This window comes from Flavobacterium hauense (assembly GCF_054457175.1).
In genome coordinates, this window is sequence record NZ_JBTKVX010000006.1 from 98,101 (window position 1) to 112,826 (window position 14,726).

Genomic DNA, 14,726 nt, shown 5'->3' on the forward strand with positions numbered 1-14,726 from the left:
TTTGAAACTTTGGAACTAATAAAAGCCTTGCGCATAAAAAAATATTGTTTACCTTTGCACCCGTTAGGATAAACCTAACATACATAATAATCATTTAAATAATATTAGCATGTACTTAACTAAAGAAGTTAAAGCGGAAATCTTCGCAAAACACGGAAAATCAGCTACGAACACTGGTTCAGCTGAAGGTCAGATTGCTCTTTTCACATTCAGGATTAACCACCTTACTGAGCACCTTAAGAAAAATCGTCATGATTTTAACACTGAGCGTTCACTAGTAATGTTGGTAGGTAAAAGAAGAAGTCTTCTTGATTACCTGAAGAAAAAAGAGATCAACAGATACCGTGAGATTATCAAAGAATTAAACATCAGAAAATAATCGAGATGAGAAGAGGTGCCCGCGCGCCTCTTTTTATTTTATATAATGCAGAAAAAGTTTTGGTTTTTCATTGGGTGCTAAATAACTACACGACAACAACACACTAAACAACCCATTGTTTAATCAAAAGAATTAATTTATGATTCCTAACGTAATTAAAGAAATTATCGATCTGGGAGATGGACGAAGCATCTCGATCGAAACAGGAAAACTTGCGAAACAGGCCGACGGTTCTGTAGTAGTAAGAATGGGAGACACCATGCTTCTTGCTACAGTAGTGTGCGCAAGAACGGCTAACCCGGGTATTGACTTTTTACCACTAACCGTAGACTACCGTGAGAAATTTGCGGCTGCAGGGCGTTTCCCTGGAGGTTTCTTCAAACGCGAGGCCAGGCCAAGCGACAGCGAAGTACTTACAATGCGTCTAGTAGACCGTGTATTACGTCCGCTATTCCCGGATGATTTTCATGCTGAAACGCAGGTAATGATCCAGCTTATGTCTCACGACGAGAATGTAATGCCGGACTCTCTTGCAGGTCTTGCAGCATCTGCTGCACTTGCAGTGTCTGATGCTCCATTCCCTACACTTATTTCTGAAGTACGTGTTGCACGTATCAACGGAGAGTTTGTAATCAACCCAAGCAGAGTACAGCTTGCAGAATCTGACATCGACATGATGATCGGAGCTTCTGCGGACTCTATCTCAATGGTTGAAGGTGAGATGAAAGAGATATCTGAGAAAGAAATGGTTGAAGCAATTAAATTTGCACACGAAGCCATCAAAATCCAGATTGCTGCTCAGGAAAAACTTAGAGCTGCTGTAGGCAAAACCATGAGAACGTATGAACAAGAGCGCAATGACGATGCAGTATATGCTAAAGTTAAAGAGCTTTCTTACGACAAATATTTTGCTATTGCGAACGAAGGTTCAGCTAAACATGAGCGTTCTGAGAAATTTGCAGCAGTAAAAGAAGAAGTAAAAGCGTTATTTACTGACGAGGAGCTGCTAGAAAACGGTGACCTGATTAGCAAATACCTTTATAAAACAAACAAAGAAGCCGTAAGAAACGTAATCCTTGAAAATGGGACACGTCTTGACGGAAGGAAAACTGACGAGATCCGCCCTATATGGTGTGAGGTTGACTACCTTCCTTCAACGCACGGATCTTCATTATTTACAAGGGGTGAAACTCAGGCGCTTGCTACAGTAACGCTTGGTACATCACGTGAGGCTAACATCATCGACATCCCAACGGATCAGGGTGAAGAGCGTTTTTACCTTCACTACAATTTCCCTCCATTCTCTACAGGTGAGGCTAAGCCACTAAGAGGTACTTCACGTAGGGAAGTTGGTCACGGTAACCTAGCACAGCGTGCACTTAAAAACATGATCCCTGCTGATGTTCCTTACACAGTACGTGTAGTTTCTGAAGTATTGGAATCTAATGGTTCATCTTCAATGGCTACTGTATGTGCAGGTACTCTTGCACTTATGGATGCTGGTATCCAGATGATCAAACCGGTATCCGGAATCGCAATGGGTCTTATCTCTGACGATGCTACAGGTCGTTGGGCTGTACTTTCGGATATCCTTGGTGATGAAGATCACTTAGGAGATATGGACTTTAAAGTTACAGGTACTGCTGATGGTATCACTGCTTGCCAGATGGACATCAAAATCGATGGACTGAAATACGAAATCATGGAGAAAGCTCTTGAGCAGGCTCGTGCAGGACGTCTTCACATCCTTGGAAAACTAGTAGAAGTTATTGATACTCCAAGAGCTGACGTTAAACGTCACGCTCCTAAGATCATTAAAGTTACTATTCCGGGTGCATTCATCGGAGCCCTTATTGGCCCTGGTGGAAAAGTTATCCAGGAACTTCAGAAACTTTCTGGTACAACTATCGTTATCAATGAGGTTGACGAGCAGGGAGAAGTTGAGATCCTTGGTACAAGCCCAGAAGGTATCGATATGGTACTACGTAAAATTGATTCTATCATATTCAAACCACAAGTTGGCGAAACATATAGCGTAAAAGTTATAAAAATGCTTGACTTTGGTGCAGTGGTAGAATATCTTGACGCTCCGGGTAATGAAGTTCTTCTTCACGTATCTGAGCTTGCATGGGAACGTACTGAAAACGTTACTGACGTAGTAAACATGGGTGACGTATTTGATGTAAAATACATTGGTATCGATCCTAAAACAAGAAAAGAAAAAGTTTCAAGGAAAGCACTTTTACCTCGCCCTCCAAGGGATGAGAACGCTCCTCAGCGCGAAGATAGAGGACCAAGGGAAGACCGTGGGCCACGTGATTTTAACAGAGGTGGCGGAAGAGACAACAACCGTGGAAACTCAAGAGACGACAGAAATTCACGCGATCGTGCCCCTAGGGAAGAGCGTAGGAATGATGATGCTCCTAAAAATGAAAATAATGGTGAAGCTCCTCAGGAGTCTTAATCACTCTTATAAGGTTAATTACAAAAAACCCTGTTACTGCAAAGTGACAGGGTTTTTACTTTATGCCTTATGGCTAACCCAATAAAAGACCCTTGCGGCAAAATAACAGGCATCAAAATAAAAGACTGAATTTTGCCAGAACCAGCTTACCATTGATAGCATACTGTTAGTCGTTAAACAGTTTATTCTTTTTAAAGCTTTTCCCTTTCCTGATAAGCCAGGCATGATAGCAGCTGGGAACATCGTGTGTCCATTTAGGCAGGAAAAGAATAATAAGATAGACATCTATATGTGAAATCAGGGCAAATACAATCACCAGCGTAAAAGCCCAACCCGCCTGACCAAAGCCTATGATAGAAACAAATGCCATAAATAAGGTTATGCCCCATAGCTTTGATAGAAAGGCATGTGTACAGGTTTCTTTCCCGAACTTGAGTATACTGAACACATACGTAAGGCCTTCCATAACAAAGATCAAGATGATAGCATATTTATTATGGATAACAATCTCAGGATTCAGCAGCCAGGCACACCAGCCTGCGCTAACCCAAAAAACAAGATCGGTCTGGCTGTCCATCCTCCGTAATTTTTCGGAAGAAACACCAGTGTGACGTGCAATGATACCGTCAAAGATATCTGACAGTATTCCCAGTAGCAACAGGATTACAAGCAGTAAACGCACTTCTGCACCAAAAAAATAAGTAAGCAGTATCATTACAGGTGCCAGCAAAAAGCGGAAGCCTATCAATAAAAGTGGTAGATTTTTCATGGTTTAGTTTTTAAAATTCCAGTTAATAAAAGGCAGTGAACGCTTATTGTTTGTATTCCAAAGTCCTATTTGTAACCCTTTAGCATTCTTTGTCCTGTTGTACAGCCCAATTTGCAAACCCGCCATATCATTGGATTTATTATAAATCCCTAATTGAAACCCCCTGAATACATCTGCACTATTAACCGGTGCTATCAATAAGCCGGCTGCTTTATCTGTAGAATTCGTAATCCCGGCTATATACAACCCGTTTAGGTTTTTAGATATATTATAAAAACCTGTTATACTTAACCCGTTTGAAGAATAGGTATGACTTAGAACAGAAATTCCAACTCCGTTGTGCGCAACTCCACCCATAAAACCCATGGTAGAAAGATGCAATCCATTGTAACGCTGGTTAATGCTGTTATTAGGCACTTTATCCGGATCTAAGAAACCTATCGCCAGGATGATTAATGGATTTACTTCGATATTAAGTCCGTTGATTGTAGCTGATTTATCCTCATCAAACATCTGCCCGATTCCTAGAGCCAGTCCGTTTACTTTATTTACTTTTTTAGGCAGCGGCGTAAAGCTGAATATTTGCGAATGCAGGCTATCTGCATTTTGCTGCGAGAGGCAAGCTGTAGCCATAAGCAGCATCAAAATTGAAATTAGTGTCCTCATAATAAAAGTGATTGATTAATATTTAAACCAAATCTATTGCGAATACAACAATTCAATTTGTGTTTATGAATTAATAAAAATCTTACATTTGTGAAAATCGCAAATATGAATAATCAGAATATATTGCTGAAAGCCTTACGGCAGAAGTTGGAAAAGTCGGCTTCATTGATAGAAGAGATTGCTACTGTGCTGAACATAAGCTATGACGCCGCACACCGAAGGGTCTCGCAAAAAAGCAAATTTTCCATTGAGGAAACCATATTACTTTGCAGGCATTATTCATTGTCAATGGATATGCTTTTTACTGACAACCATAAAGTAATTGTAGAAAAAACAGCAGAAATTAATACTATGGCCGACATGGGAGCCTATTTTCGCCATTCTGCAGAAAACATAAGCAGTTTCCTTAATTATCCGGGTGCTAAGATGTATTATTCAGCCAAAGACATTCCGCTTTTCTACACCATTGGTGGTACACTGCTATCAAAATTCAAGCTATATGTATGGCTCAACCTGCTTTCGGGCACACAGAATCAGGATCCTTTTGAAAATTTCACAGTCGATCAGTCATTGTTGGAACATAGCCAAAAGCTTAAGGAGGTTTATGAGAATGTCGAAGTAAACGAAATATGGAATGACACCACTATAAATAGTAACCTGCAACAGATATATTACTTTTTTCAGTCTGGATTAGTTTCGTTAGCCAACGCCCAATTGTTATGTGCCGACCTTACAACAATATTACGATCGGCCGAAAATCGCTGTTCTAATGAGCATTCAAACTTTAACCTCTATTACAACGAACTGCTGATACTTAATAATAATGTATTGCTCTCGGCTCCCGAAAAGCAATCGCTGTTTGTACCTTATACCATGCTGGGCTATTTTATAACAAGCGACGCTGATACCTGCAATAATGCACTAGCCTTTTTTAAACGACAGGTAAAGAGTTCTAAATCGCTGAACCAGTCAGGTACGCGCGATCGTAAACTATTCTTTAACAGGGCACACCAAAAAATCGATTTCTATCTACAAAAAATGCAGAATGAAGTAGAGATAAGCTTTTAAATTTTACACCAAAATAAAGCAGCATAAAAAATTTATCCCGAAATTAGGGTCATCAAACAAACCATATAATGGCAGATACATCACGCTTTTTAGAAACCATCACTAACGGTTACCAGCCTAAAGGCTCTTCGATCACGCTGGGCACCGCAATGCTCGACGGACAGCCCGTTGAAGGCGCATTCGTAAAAATCCCACTGAAGACCATGAACCGCCACGGACTTATCGCCGGGGCAACAGGTACCGGAAAGACCAAAACCCTTCAGGTACTGGCGGAGCAGCTTTCTGAAAATGGAGTACCCGTTTTGATGATGGACATTAAAGGCGATTTGAGCGGTATTGCCAAAGCTGCCGAAGTACAGCCTTTCATTACCGAGAGGCATGCAAAAATTGGTTTACCTTATGAAGCTAAGGCTTTTCCGGTTGAGCTGATGTCATTATCCCATCAGGATGGTGTAAGGCTGCGCTCTACGGTTTCAGAATTTGGCCCAGTACTATTCTCGCGTGTATTGGGATTAAACGACACACAGACGGGTGTGGTGAATGTCATCTTTAAATATTGCGATGATAACAACATGCCATTGCTTGACCTAAAAGACATTAAAAAGGTACTGCAATACATTACCGATGAAGGCAAAGCCGAAATTGAGAAAGAATATGGCATGATCTCTACTTCCACATCTGGAGCTATACTTCGCAAAATAATAGAATTGGAACAGCAGGATGCCGACCTGTTTTTTGGCGAACTGTCATTCGATATACAAGACCTCATGCGAATTGACGATCAAGGGCGCGGATATGTGAACATCATCCGCCTTACTGATATTCAGGACAAGCCAAAACTGTTCTCTACATTTATGCTTTCGCTATTGGCTGAGATTTACAATACCATGCCCGAAAAAGGCGATGCAGACCAGCCGGAACTGGTAATATTTATTGATGAAGCCCATCTTATATTTGATGAGGCTACAAAAACGCTCTTGGACCAGATTGAGACCATAGTAAAGCTGATACGCTCTAAGGGAGTTGGTATTTTCTTTGTAACCCAAAACCCAACCGATGTTCCGAACGGAGTACTGAGTCAGTTAGGCTTAAAAGTTCAGCATGCGTTGCGTGCTTTTACAGCAACCGACCGAAAAGCCATTAAGCTTACTGCCGAAAACTACCCACTATCTGATTTTTACAATACCGATGAAATAATTACGCAATTAGGAACAGGGGAAGCACTTGTAACCGCATTGAGCGAAAAGGGTAACCCTACCCCACTCGCTGCTACCATGCTGCGTGCACCTATGAGCCGTATGGATATTTTGGCTGCGGACGAAATTTCTTCGGTAAATGCTAATTCAAAACTAGTAAAAAAATACAGCGAAGTACTGGATCGCGACAGTGCCTGTGAAATATTGACCCGAAAAATGGAAGCTGCTTCACAACAACAGGCTCAGACGCAACAGCAACAAGTTGAGGAGAAAGCAGCCAAATCTGCTCCTAAACAATCGACATCAACTATAGGAGGTACTATCGAAAAACAGATTATTAAAACAGTGACTAGTGCGACTTTTATTAGAGGTGTATTTGGGGTATTGAATAAGATGTTTGGGAAGTAAAAAAAAAACGAAGCTCCTTATTCAGGGGCTTTTCTTTTTTTTAAATATTTTTCATCTTCTACGCAACCTTTTTCATTTTCAATTACTAAAGAGTAAATCAAAAAAGTAATTATTATGAAAAAACATTTCCTTTTGGCATTCGCTGCCATATCAGTTTTAGCATCGTGTTCTGATAATGATACCGAGAACACTAATCCGAACGAAACCTCAATGGCACTTAACAAGACCATTACTTATTTTCCAACAGTAGAAAATTTCCAGACACGTAACGTTAAATATTTTGACAACGACATGCATATTGTTGCCGACAGTACGTATGGTGCCACCGGTAATTTTATTTCGCGTAGCATTCACACCTACAATACCAGTAACTATACCATTGACGTAAAAAATGCTGCAGATGTTACAATATCCTCTATAGCCGAAGAATATGACACTCAGGGCAGGCTTATCGCTTTCTTTGGTCCTGAAGGACATTATGAGTACACTTATTCAGGCAATACCGTTTCGGTAGATTATCTTGACCCGGCTGGGGCATTCATAACAATTGGGCTATTTACCTATAATGGTGACAACTATATTGTATCGCATACCAAACTTTCGGCTGACATTATCACAGAGGCTACTTCACTTCAATTTAGCGGCAACACTAAGCCTGCTGCATTAATGGCACAGGGAGTTACCGGGGCAATGGAACAACTGGGTACCTTTTCCTATTATACTAACAGCATGCCGGAAAACCTTCAAAGATCGACAGTCAAGATAAATAACGAAGTGCTTAAAGCCCTAAAACTGGAAGCCGCTGCATTGTTTAGCAATTATCATTTGCAGGATTTCACATTAGCTAATAACACTCAGTACCATTCAGAAACCGTATTCAATCCGGTATCAGGGCTTGAAGGCTACCCTCAGCACCAGACTATCTCGATTGCCGGACAGCCATTTTGCTATATCGATTATTTTTTCCAGAATTAGATCAATTATAATTAGCTTTAACTCCTTAATCAACAGACTTGAATCTTGAGCAAATCATAAAAGGCTGCCGCAGCAACAACCGCGGTTCGCAGGAAGAATTGTACCACCTTTATAAGGGGGTACTTTTCTCTCTGTGCCTTAAGTATTGCCCTAACGAAGCCGAAGCTGAAGACAATCTGCACAATGCCTTTATTGAGATTTTTACCACTATTGATAAGTTTAAGGGAACAGGTTCGTTTGAAGGCTGGATAAAAAGGATAACCATAAACAAAGCCATAAATAGCTTTAAACAAACAAAACAACTAACTCCTTTAAAGGATAACTTTACAGGCGATACCGATGTAGGTGAAGAAGAGATGAGTGTCCCGGCAGATAGTATACTGGAATTAATACAGCAGCTGCCCGACCAGTACCGGCTTATATTCTGCCTTTATGAACTGGACGATTACCCGCATAAAGAAATTGCAGCAATGCTTTCGATATCTGAAAGCACCTCGAAATCAAACCTGCACAGGGCGAAAGCCATATTAAAAGAAAAAATAACAGCACTAAGAAACGCTGAGCATACCCAAAGCCATGGAAGCTAAAAAAGACATAGGAAAAGCAATTCGAGAAAAACTGGACAGCCTTGAGAGGCAGCCCGGCGATGCGCTATGGAATGCTATAAGCAAGGATTTGGACAATGAAGATAAGAAGAAAAGTAAATTCCCTTTCTTCTGGTTTTATGTTGTAAGCTGTACCTTAATAGGTATAGTAGTAACAGCATTTGTATTCTCTAATTTAACAAGGATAGATACCGATTCAGCTGTAAGACCTGATGCACCTGCCATTAACTCTGCTCCGCAATCTGCTGTAACAGAAGGAATCCCTGCGCCGGAAAAAAACGATCAGACAGACACTTCCGTAAGTAATAAACCGACTGAAAGTAAAAACGTTGCTAATACATCTGCTTCTGCATTAAAAAACACCGATAATAAAAATAGCAGCGGGGTTTCTGTTGTGCCTGTAACTCAAAAAAATAAAGCATCACAAAACAGGAAACTTCCAAACAATCACCTTATTGAAAAAGAAGGTTTTACTACCAACAATACAACAAGCAACAACAGCGGCAAAAAATCTGCTAAACACAATACAGCTACAACCGCTAACATAACGAAGACAAAAAAGACCTCAAAAAATAAAGTGCCCCAATCGTATGCCCAGACTGATATTAAATCGGCTTCACAGTCCGGAAACAGTCGCCAGCATAATGATTCCGGCAGCACTACAGACAACAGTAAAAATACCAAATCACAAACTGCTGACAGAACAACTTCTGCTAATAACCTAACTTCAAACACCAAGGTTATAGCTAAAGCAGGCGAAAACAATGATTCATCTTCAGGCAAAGACAACACATCTTCTTCAATTGATACTAAAAACATCGGGGCAGTAAATACTTCACCAATTAACGACTCCACTAAAAATGTTGTTGACAGCCTTAAAACTGTCATTGCCGAGACTAAGGAAGAAGAAAAAAAGGACGACAAAAAAGACAGCATTCCACCTGTACCCTATAAAAAATTATCCGTATATGCCTATGGAGGCCCATCTTATTTTAGCTTTCCTGGCAGGAAAATAGTGACTGATTCTACAACATCTGACATAAAAACCAAATCGACAATCCGTTTTGGAGTGCTTTTTGGCTATAGCCTAAATCATAAATTGAGTATCCGCGCTGGTCTTTCGATATACAAATTAAAGCAATCGGCTAATGGTATTAAACTAAATTACACTATGGAATCGACAGGTACAGAAATTGGACTTGTTCCGACTCCCGATTTTACCTGGATTGATTATAAGCAGCTATTTGGAACGAATAACGGTGTAATAATGGGCCAACTTGGTGATAATCATCAGGCCGTCATCAATATTGACCGGGAACTTAGCTACGTTGAAATTCCGCTTGAAGTAAACTACAATCTCTTTGACCGCCGTTTCGGATTCAATATATTTGGTGGAGGGAGCATGTTATTACTGAATAAAAACGAAGTCACTGCCTATAACGAAAAAGGAAAAATGCATTTAGGCGAATGGAATGCGGCCGCAAAGACAAGTTTTACAGGAACTCTCGGTCTTGGACTCTATTACAAGTTCACTCCATCCCTGCAACTTAATGCTGAGCCTGTGTTCAATTACTATTTCGACACGTATAAAGACAGTAAGCCATACTCGTTTACTTTAAGACTGGGACTACAGTATAATTTTGATTTTTAAAGAATTAGCAATACACCTACTTCACAATCAACCCTAAATGTCATTAAGAAAAGTTAAAATAAAAAATAATTACACTATAGTGTAACTTTTTTCCTGTTCGGTACGTATAACTACTACATACATAAAACTCAGGAAACGTTACATGAGACAATTAAAAATTACCAAGCAGGTAACCAACAGGGAAACTGCTTCATTAGACAAGTACCTTCAGGAAATTGGAAAAGTAGATTTGATCACTGCAGATGAGGAGGTAGAGTTAGCACAACGTATAAAAGCCGGAGACCAGAGAGCACTTGAGAAACTGACAAAAGCTAACTTACGTTTTGTTGTATCGGTAGCTAAACAATATCAAAATCAGGGATTAACACTTCCCGATCTTATTAACGAAGGAAATTTAGGACTTATAAAAGCTGCGCAGCGTTTTGACGAAACACGTGGTTTTAAATTTATTTCCTATGCAGTATGGTGGATTCGCCAGTCTATACTTCAGGCTCTTGCAGAGCAATCACGTATAGTACGTTTGCCACTAAATAAAATTGGATCAATAAACAAGATCAATAAAATGTATGCCCTGCTTGAGCAGAGCAACGAGCGTGCTCCATCAGCTGAAGAGATCGCTAAAGAGCTTGACATGACAGTAAATGACGTTAAGGAGAGTATGAAAAACTCAGGACGTCACCTATCAATGGATGCTCCTCTTGTAGAAGGTGAAGATTCTAACCTATATGATGTACTTCGTTCAGGTGAGTCTCCAAACCCGGATCGTGAGCTTATCCATGAGTCACTTCGCACAGAAATTGAGCGTGCTCTTGAAACATTGACGCCTCGTGAGGCCGATGTTGTTAGATTATACTTCGGTTTAGGTGACCAACACCCTATGACACTTGAAGAAATTGGAGAAACTTTTGATTTAACACGTGAGCGTGTACGCCAGATTAAAGAGAAGGCTATCAGAAGGTTAAAACATACTTCACGAAGCAAAATCCTTAAAACCTATTTAGGTTAAGATATATTACTACAAAAAAGACTGCCCGAATTTCATATTTTAAATAAAATTTGTATTTTGGCAGTCTGATTTTGTATGTAACACCTGAAAATATTTAAGATTACAAACAGTTCAATAACTGTTCGTTTTTTGATTGATGATTGAACTCCGGCTGATTACCGGAGTTTTTTTTTATACAAACCTTCCGATTTAGTAACGACTCAAATTAATTAAATACGGAAAATCTTACATTGAAAACGCAAAAGTATCAGCCGGAATTGTGTTCAATCAAAAATATTTTTTCTTTCAAAACAGTTATCCCTTTCTTTTCCCTACCTAAAACTTTATGACATTGCGGTTTGGCTACTTTATGAGTTAAAGTTTATCTTTGCCTAAACATACAAATTCACAATGAAAAATACTTTAATTGCACCTTCAGTGCTTTCGGCAGATTTTGCCAACCTGCAACGCGATATCGAAATGATAAACAACAGTGAGGCTGACTGGTTTCACATTGACATTATGGACGGCGTTTTTGTACCGAACATCTCTTTCGGAATGCCGGTGCTTGAAGCTATCACACGCCATGCTAAAAAAACGATCGATGTTCACCTTATGATCGTTAACCCTGACCAGTATATTAAAACATTTGCACAGCTTGGCGCAACAAACCTTACAGTACACATTGAGGCTTGTACACACCTTCACCGTACACTTCAGGCTATCAAAGCTGAAGGCATGAAAGCCGGTATCGCTGTTAACCCACACACTAACGTATCGCTTCTTGAAGACGTTATCAAAGACGTTGATGTAGTTTGCCTAATGAGCGTTAACCCGGGCTTTGGCGGACAGTCATTCATTGAAAGGACATACGACAAAATAAAACAACTAAAAGAAATTATCACCCGTAACGGCGCCTCTACCCTTATCGAAATTGACGGTGGTGTGAGCGACAAAAATGCAGTACAATTAGTTCAGGCAGGTGCCGATGTGCTTGTTGCCGGAAACTATGTGTTCAGGGCCGAAGACCCGGTTGCAACCATTGCCGGACTTAAGAAGTTGACTACTTTTTAATTTTCCAAAAACCCAAACAACCATCCAAACCGGCTGCAAGGCCAAACATCTATTCTAACGTTCTATGAAAAAATTACCATTATTAATCCTTTTGGCTTCTGGCGGTATGCTTTGGGGCCAGAACAAAAAGCCTTTTGCTACGGATAGCAAACAGGTAACAGTGTACACCACTGCCGAAAAAACAGGCCAGCGATTAAGCCCTGAAAAAGGTACGCTTACGTTCACCGAACTTAAGCAGCCTTTGGAAACGCAAATCTCGGTTTTTGTTGACCCAAACAAGACTTTCCAGACGGTTATGGGTATAGGCGGGGCGATTACTGATGCTTCGGCAGAAACTTTTGCTAAAATTCCAAAAGACAAGCAGAAGGAAATCATCGAGGCGTATTATGATGCAAACAAAGGCATAGGCTACACGCTGGCAAGGACTACCATCCACAGCAGTGACTTTGCAAGCGGAAGCTACACCTACATCAAAGAAGGCGACAAAGAACTGAAAACCTTTAGTGTAGACCACGACAAGAAGTACCGCATCCCGATGATCAAGCAGGCTATCGCTACTGCGGGAGGTAAGCTTACGCTGTATGCTTCTCCATGGAGTCCACCTGCTTTCATGAAAGACAATAAAAGCATGCTGAAAGGTGGTAAGCTGCTGCCGGAATTCTTCCAGCCGTGGGCAAACTATTACACTAAGTTCGTTAAGGCCTATGAGAAAGAAGGTATTCCAATATGGGGTATCTCAATCCAGAATGAACCTATGGCAACCCAAACCTGGGAATCTTGTATTTTTACAGGTGAGGAAGAGCGTGATTTCCTTAAGAATTTCTTAGGGCCAACAATGAAAAAAGAAGGCCTTGGCAGCAAAAAGATCATTGCATGGGATCACAACCGTGACATGCTGTACCAAAGGGCAAGCACTATGCTTAACGACCCTGAGGCGGCGAAATACGTTTGGGGTATCGGGTACCACTGGTATGAGAACTGGAGCGGTGGCGAACAGATGTTCAACAACCTGAAACTCGTTCACGAGGCTTATCCTGAAACCAACCTGATTTTTACCGAAGGCTGCAAAGAGAAGTTTGACATCAATAAGGTATACGACTGGAAACTGGGTGAACTTTATGGTACGAACATGATTAACGATTTCAACAGCGGCATCGTTGCCTGGACGGACTGGAACATACTCCTTGACCAGACAGGCGGACCTAACCACGTTATGAATCTTTGCTTCGCACCAATACACGCTAATACTGAGACAGGCGAAATAATGTACACTAATGAGTACTACTACATAGGCCACTTCTCTAAATTCGTACGCCCGGGAGCCAAGCGTATTGCCTGCTCTCCAAGCCGCAGTGCAATCAGTGCAACAGGGTTCATCAATACAGATGGTAAAGTTGCTGTTATTGTAATGAATAAAGGTGACCGGAAAGTAAACTACAACCTTTGGATAGAAGGCAAAGCCGTAGCAGTTGACAGTGAACCACACTCTATACAGACACTGGTTTTCTAAACCAATTCTTTTATAAAAATAAAACCTCCAAAGCTGCCTTTGGAGGTTTTATTTTTATAAACAATTAGCTATTTCTGAGAATAAGGTACATCCTTCAAACTATTTGCTCTTAAGTAAATGAACCCTCCTTTGATATCCATAATCATATTGAAACGTTTGAGTATGTCTCCTCCCAAAATACTCGTTTTTTGATTTCCAATTGCTCCTGTAAAAAACCCGACAGGGACATTAGCTAATTTCTGGTTACCTATACTAAGTAAAGGCAGTATTGCTTTTTTAGTTTTTAAAACGTTACCAAAAGAATCTTTTAGCTCCTTTTCGGCGATAACTTCAAGTTTTTTATCAAGGTCGTTTTTAATCGAAAAGGCATCATCAAATAAGACCGAACCATAATATCCGGAATGAATCAGGAACTGATTCTTATGAACCACACCATCGACAAATACTAATGCTTCTAAAAACAGCATATCATTGCCGGAAGTGAGTTTAAGCTTTTGATAGTTTTTAGCTTTTTTAGGAAGTTCTGAATAAAGAACTATCACTTTCTTCTCAAAATCAATTTCAATAATCTTATTCTCAAAGAAGTCTATCCCAAACTTACCATCGGTCTGTTGCCCTGAATTTTCATCTTCCCAAATGGAGATCTTATCCCATTTCAGTTCACCTATCTGTATCGAATTGCTCTCACTGAACCTCGATTCATTTTCGCCTCCCCAGCTTTTAACGCTATGACTGCCTTCAAAATTTATGGTTGCAAGTCTTTTTACGGCATCTCCGGTTAATGCAACAGCACTGGCAGCTGTATGAAACATCAGCCTTACCGTATCTTTTTCATTCAGTACAGCCTTAACAGAGATATTATTGTATTCTGTCAGCTCAAAGGGAATGGTGTTTTTTTCTCTTGATTTTTTCTGTGCAGATGATATGTGACAAAAAATAAGCAATACAATCAGGACGGAATTCCTCATGAGTTTAC

General features: G+C 40.3%; 13 protein-coding genes. 10 read left to right on the top strand and 3 right to left on the bottom strand.

Going from position 1 to position 14,726, the window contains the following annotated elements; all coding sequences use genetic code 11:
* Positions 1-109 precede the first annotated feature (109 nt).
* Complete coding sequence (gene rpsO / locus ACX0HA_RS05705) at positions 110-379, top strand: 30S ribosomal protein S15 (RefSeq protein ID WP_317501045.1); 270 nt, start codon at positions 110-112, stop codon at positions 377-379.
* Positions 380-518: 139 nt separating this feature from the next.
* Positions 519-2,843 (top strand): polyribonucleotide nucleotidyltransferase, encoded by a 2,325-nt coding sequence (locus tag ACX0HA_RS05710; protein ID WP_458844308.1) that lies wholly within the window; start codon positions 519-521, stop codon positions 2,841-2,843.
* A gap of 166 nt (positions 2,844-3,009) precedes the next feature.
* Here ACX0HA_RS05710 and ACX0HA_RS05715 read toward each other — a convergent pair whose 3' ends face one another.
* Both ACX0HA_RS05715 and ACX0HA_RS05720 read right to left on the bottom strand, forming a co-directional pair.
* Positions 3,010-3,612 (bottom strand): CDP-alcohol phosphatidyltransferase family protein, encoded by a 603-nt coding sequence (locus ACX0HA_RS05715; RefSeq protein WP_458844309.1) that lies wholly within the window; start codon positions 3,610-3,612, stop codon positions 3,010-3,012.
* A gap of 3 nt (positions 3,613-3,615) precedes the next feature.
* Positions 3,616-4,278: an LA_2272 family surface repeat-containing protein gene (locus tag ACX0HA_RS05720; RefSeq protein WP_458844310.1), complete on the bottom strand. Its 663-nt coding sequence runs from the start codon at positions 4,276-4,278 to the stop codon at positions 3,616-3,618.
* Positions 4,279-4,383: 105 nt separating this feature from the next.
* Between ACX0HA_RS05720 and ACX0HA_RS05725 the strand changes: the two genes are divergently transcribed.
* From ACX0HA_RS05725 to ACX0HA_RS05760, 8 genes are all read left to right on the top strand, one after another.
* A complete protein-coding gene (locus ACX0HA_RS05725) occupies positions 4,384-5,346 on the top strand; it encodes a hypothetical protein (protein WP_458844311.1) in 963 nt (320 codons plus the stop codon).
* 68 nt (positions 5,347-5,414) lie between these two features.
* Complete coding sequence (locus tag ACX0HA_RS05730) at positions 5,415-6,950, top strand: helicase HerA-like domain-containing protein (protein ID WP_458844312.1); 1,536 nt, start codon at positions 5,415-5,417, stop codon at positions 6,948-6,950.
* A 114-nt stretch (positions 6,951-7,064) separates the two neighbouring features.
* Positions 7,065-7,925, top strand: coding sequence for a hypothetical protein (locus ACX0HA_RS05735; protein WP_458844313.1), 861 nt, complete (start codon positions 7,065-7,067; stop codon positions 7,923-7,925).
* 38 nt (positions 7,926-7,963) lie between these two features.
* Positions 7,964-8,512 (top strand): RNA polymerase sigma factor, encoded by a 549-nt coding sequence (locus tag ACX0HA_RS05740; RefSeq protein ID WP_458844314.1) that lies wholly within the window; start codon positions 7,964-7,966, stop codon positions 8,510-8,512.
* Positions 8,502-10,181, top strand: a complete 1,680-nt coding sequence (locus ACX0HA_RS05745) for a hypothetical protein (protein WP_458844315.1) — start codon at positions 8,502-8,504, stop codon at positions 10,179-10,181. Before ACX0HA_RS05740 ends, ACX0HA_RS05745 begins: the two co-directional genes overlap by 11 nt.
* Before the next feature lie 142 nt (positions 10,182-10,323).
* The gene (locus ACX0HA_RS05750; protein WP_020212501.1) at positions 10,324-11,187 is read left to right on the top strand and encodes a sigma-70 family RNA polymerase sigma factor; all 864 of its coding nucleotides are present in this window, start codon (positions 10,324-10,326) and stop codon (positions 11,185-11,187) included.
* Between the two features lie 390 nt (positions 11,188-11,577).
* Positions 11,578-12,240, top strand: a complete 663-nt coding sequence (gene rpe, locus ACX0HA_RS05755) for a ribulose-phosphate 3-epimerase (protein WP_458844316.1) — start codon at positions 11,578-11,580, stop codon at positions 12,238-12,240.
* Between the two features lie 64 nt (positions 12,241-12,304).
* Positions 12,305-13,750 (top strand): glycoside hydrolase family 30 protein, encoded by a 1,446-nt coding sequence (locus ACX0HA_RS05760; RefSeq protein ID WP_458844317.1) that lies wholly within the window; start codon positions 12,305-12,307, stop codon positions 13,748-13,750.
* A 68-nt stretch (positions 13,751-13,818) separates the two neighbouring features.
* Here ACX0HA_RS05760 and ACX0HA_RS05765 read toward each other — a convergent pair whose 3' ends face one another.
* Positions 13,819-14,718 carry an aspartyl protease family protein gene (locus ACX0HA_RS05765; RefSeq protein WP_458844318.1) on the bottom strand — a complete coding sequence of 300 codons (900 nt, stop codon included), beginning with the start codon at positions 14,716-14,718 and terminating at the stop codon, positions 13,819-13,821.
* Positions 14,719-14,726: the final 8 nt, after the last annotated feature.

What these genes read in the sequence shown, in the direction of transcription:
- ACX0HA_RS05720 (WP_458844310.1), bottom strand. Translation starts at nt 4,278, where the DNA reads ATGAGGACACTAATTTCAATTTTGATGCTGCTTATGGCTACAGCTTGC.
- ACX0HA_RS05765 (WP_458844318.1), bottom strand. Translation starts at nt 14,718, where the DNA reads ATGAGGAATTCCGTCCTGATTGTATTGCTTATTTTTTGTCACATATCA.
- ACX0HA_RS05745 (WP_458844315.1), top strand. Translation starts at nt 8,502, where the DNA reads ATGGAAGCTAAAAAAGACATAGGAAAAGCAATTCGAGAAAAACTGGAC.
- ACX0HA_RS05760 (WP_458844317.1), top strand. Translation starts at nt 12,305, where the DNA reads ATGAAAAAATTACCATTATTAATCCTTTTGGCTTCTGGCGGTATGCTT.
- rpsO (WP_317501045.1), top strand. Translation starts at nt 110, where the DNA reads ATGTACTTAACTAAAGAAGTTAAAGCGGAAATCTTCGCAAAACACGGA.
- ACX0HA_RS05730 (WP_458844312.1), top strand. Translation starts at nt 5,415, where the DNA reads ATGGCAGATACATCACGCTTTTTAGAAACCATCACTAACGGTTACCAG.
- rpe (WP_458844316.1), top strand. Translation starts at nt 11,578, where the DNA reads ATGAAAAATACTTTAATTGCACCTTCAGTGCTTTCGGCAGATTTTGCC.
- ACX0HA_RS05735 (WP_458844313.1), top strand. Translation starts at nt 7,065, where the DNA reads ATGAAAAAACATTTCCTTTTGGCATTCGCTGCCATATCAGTTTTAGCA.
- ACX0HA_RS05750 (WP_020212501.1), top strand. Translation starts at nt 10,324, where the DNA reads ATGAGACAATTAAAAATTACCAAGCAGGTAACCAACAGGGAAACTGCT.
- ACX0HA_RS05715 (WP_458844309.1), bottom strand. Translation starts at nt 3,612, where the DNA reads ATGAAAAATCTACCACTTTTATTGATAGGCTTCCGCTTTTTGCTGGCA.
- ACX0HA_RS05725 (WP_458844311.1), top strand. Translation starts at nt 4,384, where the DNA reads ATGAATAATCAGAATATATTGCTGAAAGCCTTACGGCAGAAGTTGGAA.
- ACX0HA_RS05710 (WP_458844308.1), top strand. Translation starts at nt 519, where the DNA reads ATGATTCCTAACGTAATTAAAGAAATTATCGATCTGGGAGATGGACGA.